A 17,610-nucleotide genomic window follows, 5' to 3' on the forward strand; every position below is an offset into this window, starting at 1 on the left:
CGGAAGCCATTTCAAATCGTTTTTCAGCCTTGCAGCGGCATGATGCTCTCCGGTGCGGCACACAGGTACTGCGGCGCGGCGGGCGCTGCCGAGCAAAGGCTTTTTTTGCTTACCTTCCACCACAGCTGCGCCGTGCCCTCCGGCGGAGTGCAGATGAGGTTCCAGTCAAAGGGGTTCTCACTGGTGGAAACGGCTTTTACCGGGATGGCGTTGGGTGCATCGGCGGCGCAGGGCGTAAAGTCGTGGGCACGGATGCCCACAGCGGTACAGCCTACCGGGACGGGCAGCGCCAGCCGCAGGGTTGTGTCCCAGCCGTCCAGCCGGACGGTGTGGCTGTCCAGCGGGGTACAGGTCAGAATGTTCTTGCAGCCGGTCAGCCGTGCGGCGGCGATGCTCTGCGGGTCGGCAAACACCTCTTTTGTGCTGCCGGTGCGCAGCACCTGCCCTTCGTTCAGCACGATCATCTCTTTGCACAGTCGGTAGGCCTCGTCCCGGTTGTGGGTCACCAGCAGGGCGGTGCCCGCAAAGCTTGCCAGCAGGCTGCCTACCTCGCCTTCTACCTCTTCCCGCAGATAGCTGTCCAGCGCGCTGAAGGGCTCGTCCAGCATCAGAATGCTGGGCTTGCCCACCAGAATGCGTGCCAGCGCGGCGCGCTGCTGCTGCCCGCCGGAAAGCTGGGCAGGGTAGCGTTTTGCCAGCTCTTCCAGCCGCATGGCGCGCAGCATTTCGGCGCAGGCGGCGCGGCGGGCGGCGGAGTCTTTTTCCGCCTTCAGTCCACAAAGGACATTCTGCTCCACAGTCATGTTGGGGAACAGGGCGTAGTTCTGGAACAGCAGCCCCACGCCCCGCTGCTGCGGCGGCAGGTCGATGTGCTGCGCACTGTCGAACAGCACCCGCCCGTCCAGCACGATGCGTCCGCGGTCCGGCTTTACAATGCCTGCAATGCACCGCAATGTCATGCTTTTGCCGCAGCCGGAAGCACCCAGCAAAGCAGTGGAGGTGTTGCCGGCGGTAAAGGCGGCGCGCAGGGTGAAGCCGTCCAGCTTTTTTTCAATGTTGATTTCAAGGCTCATTTCCGGCCACCCGCTTTCTGTTTTTTCTCCAGCAGGTTCACCGCCAGCAGCACCACCGCCGAAATGGCAATATCCACCAGCACCCACCGCATGGCACCAAGCTCATCGTTGGTGCGCCAGAGCTGGTAGACCGTGGTGGCAATGGTGGCGGTCTTGCCGGGGGTATAGCCCGCGATCATGCTGGTAGCGCCGTATTCGCCCAGTGCCCGGGCAAAAGCCAGCACTGTGCCCGCCAGAATGCCCTGACGGCAGGCGGGCATCCGCACCCGCCAGAAGATCCATGTATCGGACTGTCCCAGCGTCTGCGCCGACCACGCCAACGTTTCGTCAAAGCTTTCAAACGCGCCGCGCGCGGTGCGGTACATCAGCGGAAAAGCCACCACGATGGAGGCAAAGATGGCGCTGTACCAGTTCATGACCAGCTTTACCCCGAACTGCTGCATGAAAAAGATGCCCAGCGGCCGCTTTGCGCCGAAGAGCAGCAGCAGAAAGTAGCCCACCACCGTGGGCGGCAGCACCATAGGCAGGGTGAGCAGCACATCCAGCACACCCTTGACCACCCGGGGCAGACGAGCAATATAATAGGCCGCAAAAATGCCAAGAAAGAACACCGCCGCGCAGCTGATCAAAGCAATGCGCAGGCTGTTCCACAACGGATACCAGTCCATGCCTGCTCCTTTATACGGCGCTGAAGCCCACGCCCTCGAACACGGTCATGGCCTTGTCGGTCTGTAAGTAAGCCAAAAACTCCTTGGCAGTCTCAGCGTTGGAGGCGGCTTTCAGCACAGCGGCAGGATAGATGACCTGACCGCACATCTCCTTGGTGGCCTCGTCCACGGGGGTCAGACCGGCGCTATAAGCATCCGTGCAGTAAACGACACCGGCATCCACGCTGCCTTCGGTGATCTGCGTGGTCACTTCCTTGACGTTGGAACCGTAGGTGATCACGCCCGCAGCAGCCAGTGCAGCTTCGTCCAGCTGGTAGTAGGCAAGGATCTTCTGGGTGTACTGCCCCACGGGCACATCGCTGTTGCCCATGCAGAACAGGATATCCTGCGCCTTCAGGTGCTCGGCCAGTGCGTCAAAGCTGTCAATGCCCTTGTCGCTGCCTTCCGGCACGCAGAGCACCACCTTGTTTTCCAGCAGGTTCACGCGGCTGTCGGCATCCACAAAGTCAAGGCCTTCCTTGTTCACCTCGGCAGAAGCGGTGATGTCCAGCTGGTTCATCTGCTTCTGACCGGCAGAGATGAACAGATCGCAATCCGCGCCCTCCTGGATCTGGGTCTTGAGGGTGCCGGAAGAGTCGAAGTTGAAACGGAAGGTCACCTCCGGGTGCTCTGCCGTGTAGCTCTCACCGATCGCATTCAGTGTCTCGGTGAGGGAGGCGGCGGCAAACACGATCAACTCCACGCTCTGTGCTGCTTGCGAGGAAGCGGCGGCAGAGGAAGCCACGGACGATGCTGCGCTGGAAGCAGCACCACCGCAGGCGGTGAGGGCAGCGGTTGCACCGGCCATACCGGCAGCGGCCAGAAAACTCCGGCGGGAAATGCGATGGTCGTTCATCTCTGTTTTCTCCTTACTTTAAGTAAAAAAATAGTATATTTCTACGCCCCGCAAAGAAAAACAGGGCAGGAAACCTTACTTACGGGCGCACTCGCCGTCCAGACCTGCGGCGATGCGTACCCCGTGCTCCAAGCTGGGCAGGATGTACTCCAGATTCTCCTGCACTGCCTTGGGGCTGCCCGGCAGGTTGACGATCAGGGTCTTGCCGCGCAGCACGCTGACACCGCGGCTCAGCATTCCGCGCGGGGTGATGCTCAGGCTGTGGTAGCGCATAGCTTCGGCAATGCCGGGGGCGTTGCGGTCGGCCACAGCGCAGGTGGCTTCCGGGGTGATGTCCCGGGGGGAGAAGCCGGTGCCGCCGGTGGTGAGCACAAGGTTCACCTGACGACCGTCTGCCATGCGGATGAGCTGCGCTTTCAGTGCCTTGGCTTCGTCCGGCAGGATCATGGTCTCCTCCACCACATAGCCTGCGGCGGTGAGCATCTCTACGATCAGCGGGCCGCTTTTATCCTCCCGCTCACCACGGCTGCCTTTATCGGAAAGGGTGATGACGGCAGCGCGCAGGGGCGGGTTTTCCAGTGCGGGCAACAGGGTCACCTCGTCCCCTACATGGATCTCGCCGCCGGTGAGCACCCGGGCAAACACGCCCTCGTGGGGCATGATGCACTCGCCGGTCTGCTGCTTGATGACGCAGTCGTTGTGGCATTCTTTGCCGATCTGGGTCATTTCCAGCACCACGTCCCCGATGGCAAACCGGCTGGTCACCGGCAGATTGCGGAAATCGAAGCCCTCGATGACCAGATTTTCGCCGAAGGCACCGTAGTCCACCCAGATCTTCTTGCGGAACGCCTCGATCTTTTCGGCGCTGAGCATACTGACCTGACGGTGCCAGTTGCCGCCGTGGGCGTCCTCCACGATGCCCCACTCCGGGGTCAGGACGGCGCTGAGCACCTCGGTTTTTACGGTGCCCCGCTTGGGGCTGGTGCAGATTGCCAGAAGCTTACCCATAGTTATTTATCCTCCAATGCGATACATCCCGCGGGTTGCGGGCATGGAACTGTCGTTAAAATGGTGTTCCCGGGGCTTTGCCCAGATGGTTTCCCGAATGGCGGCCAGCAGCTGTGCGTCGTCTGCGCCGCTGCGCAGCAGGGCGCGCAGGTCGCACCCGGTCTCGCTGGCAAGGCAGGGGCGCAAAAAGCCCTGACTGGTCAGCCGTACCCGGTTGCAGGAAGCGCAGAACTTGCCGTGCACCGCTGCAATAAAGCCGATGCTGCCCTGCCAACCCGGCACGGTGTAGTACACCGCCGGGCCGTCGCCTAAAGCGTGCTCCTGCGCAGCAGAAAGGGGCACAAGCTCCGGCCAGCGCCGGGCAAACCGCGCCCGCAGCTCCGGGCCGGAGATGCAGGGCATGGCAGCGCCGTAGCCGATGGGCATCATCTCGATAAACCGTACCTGCATGGCGTTGTCCTTTGCCAGTGCGGCGAGCTGTTCCAGCTCACCCTCGTTGACGCCCGCCTGCGGCACACAGTTCAGCTTGACCGGCAGGCCGCTTTCCAGCGCCGCCTGCAAGCCCGTCTGCACGGCGGCAAAATCGTCCCGGGCGGTGATCTGCCGGAACACCTCCGGGCGCAGGGTGTCCAGACTGATGTTCACACTGTCCAGCCCGGCGTCCAGCAGGGCGGGCAGCTGCTCTGCCAGCAGCACCGCATTGGTAGTCAGGGTGACCCGGCGGATGCCCGGGGTCTCTTTAAGCCCTGCCACCAGCTGCGCCACGTTCTTGCGCACCAGCGGCTCGCCGCCGGTCACCCGCACGGTGTCGATGCCGCACTGGGCAAACAGCGCGGCCAGACGCAGAAATTCCTCGTAGGTCAGCACGACCTCCCGCTCCAGCTTTTCCACGCCGTCCGGCATACAGTAGCGGCAGCGCAGGTTGCACAGGTCGGTCACCGACAGGCGCAGATAATGGATCTCGCGCTGGTAACGATCAAACATAGCCGCCCTCCGCCCGGATATAGTGGCCGCTCTTGCCGCCGGTCTTTTCCACCAGATGGATCTCGCCCAGCTCCATGCCCTTATCCACGGCCTTGCACATATCGTAGATGGTCAGCAGCGCGGTGGAAACGCCGGTCAGCGCTTCCATCTCCACGCCGGTCACGCCACTGGTCTTGACGGTGCACAGGGCTTCTACCGCCTGCCGCTCGGGCAGCAGACGGAACTCGATGCCCGCCTTGGTCAGGGGCAGCGGATGGCACAGGGGGATCAGCTCGCTGGTGCGCTTGGTGGCCATGATGCCTGCAATGCGCGCCACGCCCAGCACATCGCCTTTTTTCACGGTGCCGCTCTGCACGGCGGCAAAGGCTTCGGCGTTCATGGTAATAATGCCGTGTGCAGTAGCTTCCCGGGTGGTGACGGGCTTTGCGCTCACGTCCACCATCACGGCGTTGCCGGCGGCATCAAAATGTGTCAGATTATTATCACTCATATTTTTTCACCTTAGTAAAGCTTCCCCTTCGGGGGAGCTGGCAAAGCCGAAAGGCTTTGACTGAGAGGGTTTCAGCAGTGCCCAAAGCCGCAGTTCGGCCAGTGGCACATTTCGCAGTTCAGGCACAGGCCGCCCTCGCCTAAGCGGGCGATATCCTCGGCGGTGATGGGGTCATCGGCCAGCAGACGGGGCAGCAGCAGGTCAAAAATAGTGCGCTTGGCGTACATCACGCAGCCGGGCAGGCCGCACACCGGCACACCGTCCAGATAGCTGACAAGGAACATCGCGCCCGGCAGCACTGGTGCACCGTAGGTGATGATATCCGCCCCGGTGTTTTTGATGGCAAGCGGGGTGCGGTCATCGGGGTCTACGCTCATGCCGCCGGTGGTAAAGATCAGTTCGCACCCTGCGGCCTTGGCCTCCAGAATGGCAGCGGTGATCCCGGCGGGGTCGTCATCACAGACCTTGTGGAAGACCATCTCACAGCCGTAGACGGCCAGCTTGCTTTGCAGGATGGGGGTGAATTTATCTTCGATGCGTCCCTTGAACACCTCGCTTCCGGTGGTGATGATGCCCACCTTCTTGGCCTGCATGGGCAGCACGTTCAAAATCGGCTCTGCCCCGGCAGCGGCCTGCATGGCGTCCATCTTCTCCTGCTCGATGACCAGCGGGATGATGCGGGTACCGGCCAGCTTCTGCCCCTTTTTCACCGGCAGGTCGCCGTGGATGGTGGCGATCATCATCTGCGGGGTGCTGTTTACAGCCATCAACGCCTTGCGGTTGATCTTCAGCAGGCCGTCGCAGTCCGCGATCAGCTCAATTTTTCCCTCTTTCGGCGCAGTGCCGTGGATATTTTTGCCCGCAGCAGCCTTGTACAGCAGGGCGGCTGCCTCGTCCTCGTGGAGGATGCCGGGGTGCTTTTCCCAGACGTAGAGGTTTTCCTTACCGATGGAAAGCAGCACGGGGATATCCTCGGGCTGGATGACATGTCCCTTGCGGAAGCGGGCATCCTTGTACTCGCCCGGGATGATCTGGGTGATATCATGGCAGAGCACCTGCCCTGCAGCGTCAACAGTACGGATCAGTTTCATGATGGCATTCTCCTTACAGCGCGGGCATCTGGGCTTCGATCCAGTCTGCCAGTGCCGGAATATCGTTCAGGTCAAAATCTGCGCCGGGGATATCCCCCACCACCGCCAGCGGCTGGAAGGAGACGGGCGCATCCGAAATGGCGCTGCGCACCACCTCGATCTTCGGCCAGCCGCTGGACTTGAACCCCTCCAGCAGCACAAGGTCGTAGCCGTGACGCTCGAACAGGGCAAGCAGATCCTGCTCGGTCAGGCGGAATTCCTCGGTCAGAAGATAGCGCGTGCCGGAGTAGACCGCCACGCCCTCGGCACCGGCTTCCCGCAGGCGGTAGCTGTCAGTGCCGGGCACGTCCGGGGTAAAATCGTGGCCGTCGTGCTTGATGACGCCTACCTTCAATCCGCGGCTGCGCAGCACGGGCAGCAGCTTTTCCAGCAGGGTGGTCTTACCGCTGTTGTGCACCCCGCTGACCGCCAGCACCGCCGGGCGTTTGAGCGCCTGTGTCTCGGCCAGCGCCTGTTTTTGTTTACTGTACAAAGCAAAGCACCTCCACTTCCATGCCGGGTTCCACCGGCCCGCTGCCGGCAGGGATCTCCACCAGACAGTTGCAGCCCATCATGGCAGACAGTGCACCGGAAGAGTGCGCCTCGGCGTTGCCCGCACCGGGCAGGGTCACCTTGCCGCCGCAGGCAGTCGCCCGCAGGTAGCGGTTGCCCTTGCTGGGTTTGGAAAAGCCATTGGTCAGGGTGCAGACGGTGCGGGCGGGGATGCAGCTCTCCTCCCGGCGTCCGGCGGCGCGCAGCAGCGCAGGGATAGCGTACTGCTCCAGCGTGGCAGCGGCGGCAAAGGGGTTGCCGGACAGGCAGAACACCAGCTTACCGTTAAGTGTAGCCGCCAGCATGGGGCTGCCGGGTTTCTGGGCTACGCCCTCCACCAGCAGCTGTGCGCCCAGCTTTTCCAGCACAAGGGGCAGATAATCCTTCTGCCCTACGGAGACGCCGCCGCTGGTGATGACAGCATCGCAGCGGGTCAGCAGCTCCTGCATTTTGCCGGTGATGACCTCCGGGTCATCGGAGCACTGCTGCCGTTCCACGGCAAAGCCCAGCTGACGCAGCCGGGCGGCGTTCTGGATACCGTTGGCATCGTAAATTTTACCGGGTGCCCACGGTGCGCCGGGTTCCAGCAGCTCGCTGCCGGTGGAAAGGATACCCACAGTCAGCGGGCGGCAGACGGCTACTTCAGCGTATCCCTGCCCTGCCAGCACACCCAGATGGGCGGGGGTGAGCACCGTCCCGGCGGGCGCGATGACCGCACCGGCGGCTACATCCTCGCCCCGGAACACCACGTTTTGCAGCGGTTTTACGGCAGCATAGAGCTGCACGGTCTCCTCGCCGCTGTCGGTCAGCTCCTGCATCAGGACGCAGTCCGCGCCCTCCGGCAGGGGTGCACCGGTCATGATGCGGGCAGCGCAGCCTGCGGGCAGCGCCGCAGCCGGAGCATCGCCCGCGTAAAGCTTCATCACCACCGGCAGGGTGACCGGGGTCTCCCGGCTTGCTCCGGCGGTATCCGCGCTGTGCAGGGCGTAGCCGTCCAGCGGGCTGCGGTCAAAGGGGGGCTGGTCCATCCGGGCACAGAGGTCGGCGGCAGCAATGCGCCCGCAGGCGGCTTCCAGCGGGATGGTCTCCGGGGACGGAGAAGGCAGAAGCGCTGCCGCGTCCAGCACGCTGCGCAGCGCCTGAACGGGGGAGCAGAAAGGCTGATTCATTATAACTTCCTCCATAGACCCGCCGCTCTCCCCTTCTGCTATGGCTCAGACGGGGACACCGGCGGGGGTATTCTTTTTTCAAAAAGGCAGGTGAAAAAGAAGCGGAGACGTCTTGACCGGAAAATCAAAACGCCTCCGCAGAATATCCCCACAAAACCGGCTGCGGCAGTTTGCAGTCTGCTACGCCGGTGGCAGCCTTTGGCTATGCGCCGCCCTTGCAGCGGCAGCACACAGCCAAAAAGCACCTGTGAAGATGGGAGGAGTTCTTTTTTTCAAATTGCAGCGTTTCTTCTGCGGGAAGGCGGTGGGGTTTCCCCTGCCACCCTTGAATGCCGGCTTATGCAGCCCTTAGCATTGCGGCGCGGTGTCCTGCTCTTTGTGAGAGTTTAGACGCCTTTGCTCAAAGAAGCTCTTATACCCTGATTCAATTGTAGTTTATGGTTTAATCGCAGAAATCGTCCACGTCGCTGATAGCCTTGGCGTAGCGGCGGGTGAGGTGCTTGGTGGAAAAGAGGAACCGCTCGTTCTGGTTGTTGGTCAGCTCCTCGATATCGGCATACTCCGGGTTCTCCTGCATGGCCTTCCAAGTCTGCTCGATGACCTCCGGCGCAAGGCCGTAGGGGGAGCGCTGGAAGTACTTGAGCGGAGTGGCGCTGGGGTAGATGCGGGCGTTGAACCGCACCATCTCGGCGAACATCACACACAGATCCTTGTCCTCGATGAGCTGCGCGATCATGGCGTAGTTATCGCTCATGTTGGCGTTGGAATAGTAGTAGGTGTCCTTTGCACCCGCGCGGGTGACGATATCGGTGCACTGGGGGTCTGCGGGCATCTGCGCTAGCAGCTCATCGGCGTTTTCCACTTCCTCCAGCAGCAAAGCGTGGGGGGTAATCAGCGCAGCCGCAGAGCGGGCACGGATGTAACCGGCCAGCTCCTGTGCAGGGGTCAGCTCCGGCAGCTCCGGGGCGGTCTTGGTAGGCTGATCCGCAAAGGGATCGTTTTCTGCCTCCGGTTCACTGGCCAGAAAATCCAGCAGCTCCGGCTTCGCAGCATCGGGCTGCGCAGCTTCGGCGGCTTCGGGTGCGGCCTCGGCGGCCTGCTTTGCGGCAAGCTCGGCGGTCTCCCGCTCCACTGCGGCGATCACATCTTCACCGGTCTTGGCGGCGCTGCCGTCAAAGGTGCTGCCGGTCTCCTTCAGGCGGCGGGCAGTCTCGCTTGCGGCGTCGATGTCAAACACCTCTGCCTTGGGCTTTTTCTTGGCGGCCAGCTCTGCCTTTTGCAGTTCCAGAACGGCCTGCTCCGGGTCTACGCTGCCATCCACCGTGGTGGTGTAGCCGGGTTTACGTCTGCCAAACAACATGACGGTCTTTCCTCTTTCTATGGGATTTATTCAGCTGCTGCGGTGTTCTGGGCGTAGATGCCGCGCTTTTCCAGATCATCGGCCATGTCAGCCAGATCATACTTCTCCAGCGTCTCGCGGGTGGGCACACCGGTGGTGCGGTCCCAGCCGAAGATGTCGTAGAACAGATCCTTTGCCTTCTCCATGTCGGCGCGGTCCAGCTTGGTGGTGCCTTCCTCAAATGCCTTGAAGTCGGGGTCCTTATCAAACACCCAATCGCAGATGGCATCGTGCTCCTGACGCAGGTTTGCGCTGCCGCAATTCTGCTGGAAGCTGATGGCGGTCATCGCGCGCAGCATCTGGGTAATGCGGGCGCCGTCCTCCTGCAGACCGGCCTGAGTATAGGTCTCGCCGGTAACAGCAGTCATAAAGTCTGCCTGCAGATCCAGATCGCCGTGGTAGTCGCGCTCCTTGGAGGGAGACTGGGTCATGGGCCACATCCAGTTGCACAGGGTAGCGGAGTCGTGGAAGTTCTTGTCGTTGACGCAGTATGCAGCCAGCTTTGCCTTGTTCTCGTTGATGGGAGTGTAGGCCTTGGCCTTATCGTAGCAGCCCTCGCCGAAGAAGTCCTCCATGACCTTCTTGGTCACCTCATAGGGAGCGCCGGAACCGGTCTCGCAGACGATCTCGTGGATCATGCAGTCACGGTTGTAGACGAGGTTGTACAGCATACCAACCTGCCATGCCTCAGCAGGGCCGTGGTGGTTGGGGAAGCCGTTGTAGATCAGGTTGGAGTTGGTAGCGCCGTCGTCGCGGTCCAGCCAGCTCTTGGGCAGGCCAAACTTTTCCATCATGGCCAGGGTGCCCTTGGCGATGACGGACAGGTCGCCCTCGCCGTAAGCCATGCGGCGGATCAGCTCGACCTCCCAGCGGGGATCGCCGGCCTTCTCCCACTCCCAAGGCAGAGAGTCGTACTCGGCCTCGCTGATGTACTTGGTGGCTTCCTCGCGGGGCATCCGCAGAATCCACAGCAGGTCGCGGTTCAGGTTGCCGTAGTTGTCCCACAGACCCATGTCGTCCACAGCATGAGACCATGCCAGATTGATGACCATGGTGCCGTCGCCCTCGTACTTAAAGTCGTGCACACCGTCCGGGTAGACGCGGGTGCCGTACAGCACGGGCATACAGGTGTTGGAGTTGTGGGTGGGCAGATCGTAATCTGCCAGCGGATCTACATCATACTCGGTGTAGCAGCGGATGGGGCAGGAGGAGCAGCCGCCGTTCTTCACGGTGTACTCGGCAGCGGGAGCGCCGAAGTCGAAGTAGCCCTTGAAGCAGCGCAGAGCCACCTTGTTGATATCGTTGTAGGGCTGCTCGCCGGTATCCACGGGGCCGCCGGGAGCCTTCTTCCACATACGACCGGGGGCGCCGGACCAGCGGTTCTTGCCGGAGGTGGCGCTGTACTCTGCCCAGCTCTGGGGCTGTGCGGGCACGTTGTGGTTGTTGTTGCCGCCGATCAGGTTGCCCATCATGTAGTTGGAGAGCTCCAGCACCTTCTTGGGGTCAGCCACCTTGACGCTGCCGGTGCCGCGGATGGCCAGACCCTTCAGCTTCTTGTTGCCCATAGCAGCGCCCAGACCGGCACCGCCGGAGTTGCCGAAGCTGGTGTTCAGGGTGGAGTAGTCCACCAGATTTTCACCGGCAGGGCCGATGGAAGCGGTCTCGAACTCGCGGCCGTTCTGCTCTACCATCCACTTGTTGGCAGCAAAGGTGCCCTTGCCCCAGATCTCGGTTGCATCCTCCAGAGAGACCGCGCCGTCCTCGATGCGCAGATAGACGGGCTTCTCAGAGATGCCGCTGATCACGATGCCATCGTAACCGGCATACTTCAGCATGGAGCCGATGTGGCCGCCCATGTGTGCGTCAATAATGGAGTGACCCTTGGACCAGGTGGAGCGGAAGGTCACGTTCATACGGCCGGAGCAGGGCACGCCTGCGCCGGTCAGGGGGCCGACACCAAAGATGACCAGAGCCTTCTCATCATAGGGGTCCAGCTCCATGGGAGCTTCCTCATACATAATGCGGTAGGCCATGCCCATACCGCCGATATACTTATGGTACTTTTCGTCATCCTGCGTGGTGATCTCGCCGGTGGTCAGGTTGACGCGCAGGATCTTGCCTGCCCAGCCATAACTTTCAGCCATTGTAGTTCCTCCTTACAGATCCAAGTATGCAGCCTGTGCTGCGCTGGTAACGGCATCCCAATCCACGATGGACAGAGCGCCGGACGGGCAGCCTGCCACACAGGCACCGCAGGCGATGCACTTGGAGGACTTGCCGGTCTCGGGGTTGACGGTGGGCATGTGCCACGGGCAGGCATCATGGCAGGCGCCACAGCCGATGCACTTGTCGGTATCCACTACGCGGATGCCGCGGTCGTCGGTGGTGATGGCCTTCTGCGGGCAGGCGTTGCCGCAGGCGGGGTCCTCACACTGGCGGCAGGTGTCCGGGAAGTAGACAAAGCAGTTATCGGTGCCGGACAGCAGACCGTTGCCTGCGCCGTCCAGATTCAGACGGCGCTGGATCTTGACGCGGCTGATGTAAGAGGAGCACACGCCATCGTTGGTCAGGGTGCAGTTGATCTCGCAGCGCTGGCAGCCGGTGCACAGGTCTGCGTTGACCACCAGCAGGCCCTGCGGCAGTGCCCAAGTGGCCACTGCGCCGGAATCCACCTGCTGCTGAGAGCAGCCGAACAGGGACAGCATGGAAGCGGACAGGGTGAGCCCTGCAAGGCTCTTGCCCGAGATCTTCATGAATTGACGGCGGGTCATGTCAGCCGTCAGGAAATCAGTTTTTGCCATAGGTTCCATTCCTCCGTTGAGGTCACTCTGCGCTGAGCACCTCGGTCACATAGAAATACGAGTTGTTGACGATGGTCGTCACAGCCGAAGAGGTGATGGTTGCGCCGGAAAGGGCGTCCACCTCGGTCAGGTCTGCGCTGACGGCACCGGACGCATTGCCGGTGGTGGTCAGGCTGGCCTGCTCCAGACGCGCCTTGGACTGCTCTTCTGCCGAGAGATCCGCAAAGGGGATCGCCATCGGCTCGCCGTCCAGTGCGCTCTTGCTGAGCATGGCTGCGTACAGCTTGCGCCGTGCCACGGCCTCTGCGCTGGAATCCAGCGGCGGAGCCAGCTCATCGTCCAAAGGCTGCCCGTTCAGAGCCGAGAGGGTAAGCCCCGCAGCATACATCTTGCGGGTAGCCTCGGCCTCGGGAGAGGTATCGAAGGTGCGCCACTGTGCGGGGTCAAAATCCCCGGCGGCAGCGGGCTGCTCCTCCGCCGCACCGGCAGCGGCATAGGCGGCACCGGTAACGGGGTCCGTTACGGTGTAGCTTTTGCCTGCCAGCGTGAAGGGAGCTGCGCCCTGATACTGGGACGTAAACTCCGGGTTGACGCACTGACCGCCAAGGTTTTCGGTTTCGTCCTGAGAGAGGATCTCTACTGCGGAAACATTGCCCTCGGCGTCAATGGTCACGGCAGCCTGTACATCGCTCTGGAAGCCCTTCTGAGAGCCCTCCACGCGGTAGCTGCCATCGTCGAGCTGGTACACTGCGCTGATGCCGTAGGTGGCTGCATCCGCCTCCGACACCGGCAGCAGGGTACCGGCAACCGTGGTGCGTGCGCTTTGCAAGGTGGTCAGACCGACCGCCAAGGCGATGGTCGCAACGCCCATGGCTGCATAGCCCGGCAGCCGCTTGCGCCACAGCGGTACGGGCGCAAACGGGTTGGTTGCCTGCTTCATGTTATCACCTGCCTGTTTTTTATTTTGCCGGGTAACCCCGGACAACAATTGAGGCCGCTCTGGCTGCTGCAACAGCGGAGCGGTCTCTTCGATAATATATTAACATGCGTGCGCGGAGTATGTCAACAGAAACAGACAGGCTTTTCCGTTTTGTAACGATTGTTTTTGTAATATTTGCTTAAAGTTTAGGGAATTTGCGTCCGCACACCAGCTGCAGGCCGTATTCTGCTGCAAGCTCTGCGGATTGCACCGTGGGCATGCTTTTGCTTACCAGCACCGGCACCCCGGCGCGGATGGCCTTGCGCACCATATCCAGCGGCACCCGGCCGCTGGTGTACAGCACGCATTCTGCCAGCGGAAGCCCTGCCAGCACCGCGCAGCCCACCGCCTTATCCAGCGCATTGTGCCGCCCCAGATCCTCACAGGCAAAAACAATTTCCCCTTTGTGCAGCACAAAGCAGCTGTGCACCGCCCGGGTGGCGCGGTACAGCGGCAGACCGGCGTGCATGGCGGCGGTCAGGGTCTGCACCCATTCCGGCTGCAAGGCCAGCCCCGGCACAGGGCGCAGAGGCTGCAGTTCCACCGGACTGCCCAGCGCGATATTATCGGTACAGCAGCTGGCAACCTCCTGCGCGGCGGCGCGGCGGGTGGGCAGCGGGTGGCGCAGATATACCTGCACCTTTGCGCCCTCGGCGCAGACGGCGATCTGCTCCACCTCGTCCGCAGATGCGATCCACCCTTCGGTGAGCAGCCGTCCCAAGGCCAGCTGCGGCAGCAGCGCCGGGGTGCATACCACCCGGAAGGCGGGTTGCTCGTTTACATAGATAGCGGCGGCGTGCTCTGCCGGTATGGTGGCTTCGGTGCCGTCCGGCAGACGCAGGCTGGCAAAAGCCGCCTGTGCGCCAAAGCGGTCGGTGATCTGCAAAGAGGGTGTACTGCGTTTTTCCATAAAGTTTCCTTATATTATAAATGCAATGCTGTGTGTCAGACGGACAGTATCAACATACCGGTTCTGTGGCAAAAAGTCAAGAGCCCTCTTGCCGTAAATCGCAATGCCGGACAGCCCGCAGACTGTCCGGCATTGCGATAAAAACGTCAGATTTACAGTTTGCCCTCTCAGGCAGCGTTCTCAGAACACCGCCGGGACGATTTGCTGGGCATCCACATCCACGATACCGTAGGTGTTCAGCCGCAGCTTCGGGATGACCGGCAGGCTTACAAAAGCAAGGGTCATAAAAGCGTCGATGTCCTCCGAGATGCCGTGGGCTTTCAGCGCCGCCTTGAGCGCCTGCAGCTTTTCCTCCACGGATTCGGCGCTCTCGGTGCTCATAAGCCCTGCCACCGGCAGCGGCAGCTCCCCTACCACCTGTCCGTTCAGTGCAAAGGCAAGGCCGCCCTTATTTTTGCGCACCGTGTTGCCCGCCAGCACCATGTCGGCATCGTTGGTGCCCGCCACGATGAGGTTGTGGGAGTCGTGGGCGATGCTGGAAGCCACCGCGCCGCATTGCAGCCCGTAGTTACCCAAAAAGCCCAAGCCCACATGGCCGGAGCGGTGATGCCGCTCGAACACCGCCAGTTTGACGATTTTCTGCGCCACGTCCACGCCGGGCGCTGTGCCCGGGTGCTGGCAGAACGGAACGATCTTTTCGGTGGTCAGCAGGGCGTGCGGAGTCAGGCAGATCACCCGCTGACGGGTTCCGGTCTGCTTCAGCTGCAATTGCTCCGGGGTGATCTCATCCATGTTAAATGAATCGAACACCCGTGCAAAGCGTGCCTTGTCCACAGTAAGGGCGGCGGGTTGCAGCATTCTGCCCTGCTGCGCCACCAGTTTGCCCTTTTTGTACACCTGCTCCACCGTGAACTGTTCCAGATTTGACAGCACGATCAGGTCTGCGGTGTAACCGGGAGCTACCGCGCCGCTGTGCGCAAGACCGAAGTACTGACACGGGACAAGGGTGCCCATCCGCACCGCCACCACCGGGTCTACCCCGGCGGCAATGGCCTTGCGGATGATGTAGTCAATGTGCCCGCCCTGCAACAGGTCTCCGGGGTGCTTGTCGTCGGTCACCAGCATACAGCGGCTGCAATAAGGCTCCCGGAACAGGGGCAGCAGGCTTTCCATATTCTGCGCTGCCGTGCCCTCCCGCACCATGATGTACTGTCCGCGCCGCAGCTTTTCCATGGCTTCATGGATGTCCGAGCACTCATGGTCGGACTGTACCCCGGCAACGACATAGGCGTTCAGCTCCTCCCCGCTGAGGAAGGGCGCGTGCCCGTCGATCTTTTTGCCCGCGGCGGTGCAGTCGCAGATCTTCTGCAAGATCTTTTCGTCCGCGCGCACTGTGCCGTAGGAGTTCATCAACTCTGCCAGCCCCAGTACCCGGGGCTGCTGATAGTAGGGGCGCAGCTGCTCCGCTTCCAGCACCGCGCCGGATTCGTCCAGCCCGGTAGCAGGCACGCAGGAGGGCAGCATAAAGTAGACCGAGAGCGCCAGATCTTTGGTGGTCTCCAGCATAAAGTCCAGCCCCGCCGTACCGGCCACATTGGAGATCTCGTGCGGGTCGGTGACCACCGCCGTGGTGCCGTGGGGCAGCACTGCCTGTTCAAAGGCCGGGCCGCAGAGCATGGAGCTTTCAATGTGGATGTGCCCATCCACAAGCCCCGGGCAGACATACTTGCCCTGCAAGTCCAGCTCGGTCTCGCCGGTATAGTGTCCCACGCCAAGGATGACCCCTTGACGGATGGCTACATCGGCCTGCTCGATCTCGTTTGTGAACACGTTGATGACCCGGGCATTTTTCAGCACAAGCTCTGCCCGCACGTCACCCTTTGCTGTCAGGATCTGCTGCTTCAAGGTTTCCATTTTCATAAGGGCCCCCTTGTCCTGCTTTTACTGTTAAAAACTTGCGTTCTGCTGCCGGAAATACTGTTTTTGGTTTACATGGCGATCCAGCCAAAGGCGTTTGCCACCGAGCTTGCCAGAATGATGGCTGCAAAAATGGGGCACAGCCAGCGGATCATAAAATTGAACACCGGTTTGCGGCGGAAGCGCTGACCGTCCTGCTCCACCTCCTGCGCGATCTGCTCCACGCCGATGACGCGGGACACCAGCAGGCAGGTGGCAATGGCGGCAATAGGCATCATGACCGAGTTGGTCAAAAAGTCGAAGAAGTCCAAAAACTGCATCCCGAACACGGTCACCTCAGCCAGCGGGCCGTAGCCCAGTGCCGACAGGCTACCCAGTGCCACCATGATAGCACCGATGAGCACAGTGGAGCGGGTACGGTCCCAGCCCAGCTCGTCCTCAAAGGTGGAGACGGCGCTCTCGGTCAGGGCAATGGAGCTGGTAATGGCTGCAAACAGCACCAGCACAAAGAACAGCACGCCCACCACAGTGCCCAGACCCATGCTGGCAAACACCTTGGGGATGGTAATGAACATCAGCGCCGGGCCGGCCTGCAGGGTGTCCGGGTCGCCGCCGGAGAAGGCAAACACCGCCGGGATGATCATCAGGCCTGCCATGATGGCAATGGCGGTATCAAACACCTCCACGTTCTCGGTGGACTCTTCGATGGAGACGTCCTTCTTCATATAGGAGCCGAAGGTGACCAGAATGCCCATGGCAATAGACAGAGAATAGAACATCTGCCCCATGGCGGTGACCACGGTCATCCAGGAGAAGTTTTTGGGGTTGGGCACCAGAAAATACTTTACACCCGCCAGTGCGCCGGGACGGGTGACCGAGTAGCCCGCAATGACCAGCGACAGCACCACCAGCACCGGCATCATCACCTTGGAAACCCGCTCCACGCCGTTGCGCACACCGGCAAAGATAATGCCCAGCGTGAACAGGGTGAACAGCAAAAAGGCCAGCTCAGCCTGCAAGCCGTTGGTGATAAAGCCGGAGAAGTAGCCGTCTGCCGCCAGATTGCCGCCGCGGCCGCACAGATACTCGGCCAGATAGTGGATGACCCAGCCGCCGATGACCGAATAGTACGGCACGATTAGAATGGGGATGATGGCGTTGATCCAGCCGCCGAACCGGATGCCCTTGCCCTTACCGAAGTGGGCATAGGCGCTGACCGGGCTTTTGTGGGTCATACGGCCCAGCGCGGTCTCGGCCACGATCATCGTATAACCAAAGGTAACTGCCAGCAGAATGTATACCAGCAGGAAAATGCCGCCGCCGTATTTGGCTGCCAGATACGGGAAGCGCCAGATGTTGCCCAGACCCACCGAAGCGCCTGCGGCAGACAGCACGAACCCGATCTTACCGGAGAACGCGCTGCGCTTGTGTTGTTGTTCCATGTTGTTATTCCTCTTTTCCTATCCTCTTTATATTGAATTAAGCAGAACAAGTGTACCACATCTGCGGACAAGTAGCAAGCAACAGTACGAAATGCCGCTTGCACAGCGGCCTTTGGGAACGTAGGACGATTGGAAATATCCTCCGCTTACGCTCTGGATATTTTCAGCGGAATGATTATTTTTATTTCGCGTT

General features: G+C 61.3%; 16 protein-coding genes. All 16 read right to left on the reverse strand.

Annotated elements, in window-relative coordinates; all coding sequences use genetic code 11:
• Window positions 1-23 precede the first annotated feature (23 nt).
• The 16 genes from MTP36_RS12080 to MTP36_RS12155 all read right to left on the reverse strand — a co-directional run bounded on the left by MTP36_RS12080 (window position 24) and on the right by MTP36_RS12155 (window position 17,417).
• The gene (locus MTP36_RS12080; RefSeq protein ID WP_249251031.1) at window positions 24-1,073 is read right to left on the reverse strand and encodes a sulfate/molybdate ABC transporter ATP-binding protein; all 1,050 of its coding nucleotides are present in this window, start codon (window positions 1,071-1,073) and stop codon (window positions 24-26) included.
• On the reverse strand, window positions 1,070-1,741 hold the full coding sequence (gene modB / locus MTP36_RS12085; RefSeq protein ID WP_154265679.1) for a molybdate ABC transporter permease subunit: 672 nt from the start codon (window positions 1,739-1,741) through the stop codon (window positions 1,070-1,072). Before modB ends, MTP36_RS12080 begins: the two co-directional genes overlap by 4 nt.
• Window positions 1,742-1,751: 10 nt before the next feature.
• Window positions 1,752-2,636: a molybdate ABC transporter substrate-binding protein gene (gene modA, locus MTP36_RS12090; protein ID WP_249251033.1), complete on the reverse strand. Its 885-nt coding sequence runs from the start codon at window positions 2,634-2,636 to the stop codon at window positions 1,752-1,754.
• 75 nt (window positions 2,637-2,711) lie between these two features.
• Window positions 2,712-3,644 (reverse strand): MOSC domain-containing protein, encoded by a 933-nt coding sequence (locus tag MTP36_RS12095; RefSeq protein WP_249251035.1) that lies wholly within the window; start codon window positions 3,642-3,644, stop codon window positions 2,712-2,714.
• Between the two features lie 6 nt (window positions 3,645-3,650).
• Window positions 3,651-4,628: a GTP 3',8-cyclase MoaA gene (moaA, locus tag MTP36_RS12100; protein WP_249251037.1), complete on the reverse strand. Its 978-nt coding sequence runs from the start codon at window positions 4,626-4,628 to the stop codon at window positions 3,651-3,653.
• Window positions 4,621-5,118, reverse strand: coding sequence for a cyclic pyranopterin monophosphate synthase MoaC (moaC, locus tag MTP36_RS12105; protein ID WP_249251047.1), 498 nt, complete (start codon window positions 5,116-5,118; stop codon window positions 4,621-4,623). Before moaC ends, moaA begins: the two co-directional genes overlap by 8 nt.
• A 71-nt stretch (window positions 5,119-5,189) precedes the next feature.
• Complete coding sequence (locus MTP36_RS12110; RefSeq protein ID WP_249251049.1) at window positions 5,190-6,209, reverse strand: molybdopterin-binding protein; 1,020 nt, start codon at window positions 6,207-6,209, stop codon at window positions 5,190-5,192.
• 13 nt (window positions 6,210-6,222) lie between these two features.
• Window positions 6,223-6,741 carry a molybdopterin-guanine dinucleotide biosynthesis protein B gene (gene mobB, locus MTP36_RS12115; protein ID WP_249251051.1) on the reverse strand — a complete coding sequence of 173 codons (519 nt, stop codon included), beginning with the start codon at window positions 6,739-6,741 and terminating at the stop codon, window positions 6,223-6,225.
• Complete coding sequence (locus MTP36_RS12120; protein WP_249251053.1) at window positions 6,731-7,969, reverse strand: molybdopterin molybdotransferase MoeA; 1,239 nt, start codon at window positions 7,967-7,969, stop codon at window positions 6,731-6,733. Before MTP36_RS12120 ends, mobB begins: the two co-directional genes overlap by 11 nt.
• A gap of 442 nt (window positions 7,970-8,411) precedes the next feature.
• A complete protein-coding gene (locus MTP36_RS12125) occupies window positions 8,412-9,329 on the reverse strand; it encodes a hypothetical protein (protein WP_112090636.1) in 918 nt (305 codons plus the stop codon).
• Between the two features lie 26 nt (window positions 9,330-9,355).
• A complete protein-coding gene (locus MTP36_RS12130) occupies window positions 9,356-11,512 on the reverse strand; it encodes an aldehyde ferredoxin oxidoreductase N-terminal domain-containing protein (RefSeq protein ID WP_055186097.1) in 2,157 nt (718 codons plus the stop codon).
• A 12-nt stretch (window positions 11,513-11,524) separates the two neighbouring features.
• Complete coding sequence (locus MTP36_RS12135) at window positions 11,525-12,169, reverse strand: ferredoxin-like protein (RefSeq protein ID WP_055186098.1); 645 nt, start codon at window positions 12,167-12,169, stop codon at window positions 11,525-11,527.
• A gap of 22 nt (window positions 12,170-12,191) precedes the next feature.
• Window positions 12,192-13,109 carry an FMN-binding protein gene (locus tag MTP36_RS12140; RefSeq protein ID WP_249251062.1) on the reverse strand — a complete coding sequence of 306 codons (918 nt, stop codon included), beginning with the start codon at window positions 13,107-13,109 and terminating at the stop codon, window positions 12,192-12,194.
• A gap of 178 nt (window positions 13,110-13,287) precedes the next feature.
• Window positions 13,288-14,058 carry a formate dehydrogenase accessory sulfurtransferase FdhD gene (locus tag MTP36_RS12145; RefSeq protein ID WP_249251064.1) on the reverse strand — a complete coding sequence of 257 codons (771 nt, stop codon included), beginning with the start codon at window positions 14,056-14,058 and terminating at the stop codon, window positions 13,288-13,290.
• A gap of 180 nt (window positions 14,059-14,238) precedes the next feature.
• Complete coding sequence (ade, locus tag MTP36_RS12150; protein ID WP_249251066.1) at window positions 14,239-15,978, reverse strand: adenine deaminase; 1,740 nt, start codon at window positions 15,976-15,978, stop codon at window positions 14,239-14,241.
• A 68-nt stretch (window positions 15,979-16,046) separates the two neighbouring features.
• A complete protein-coding gene (locus MTP36_RS12155; RefSeq protein ID WP_249251067.1) occupies window positions 16,047-17,417 on the reverse strand; it encodes a sodium-dependent transporter in 1,371 nt (456 codons plus the stop codon).
• Between the last annotated feature and the right edge of the window lie 193 nt (window positions 17,418-17,610).

Source organism: Faecalibacterium sp. I4-1-79 (genome assembly GCF_023347235.1).
GTDB classification, from domain to species: domain Bacteria; phylum Bacillota; class Clostridia; order Oscillospirales; family Ruminococcaceae; genus Faecalibacterium; species Faecalibacterium tardum.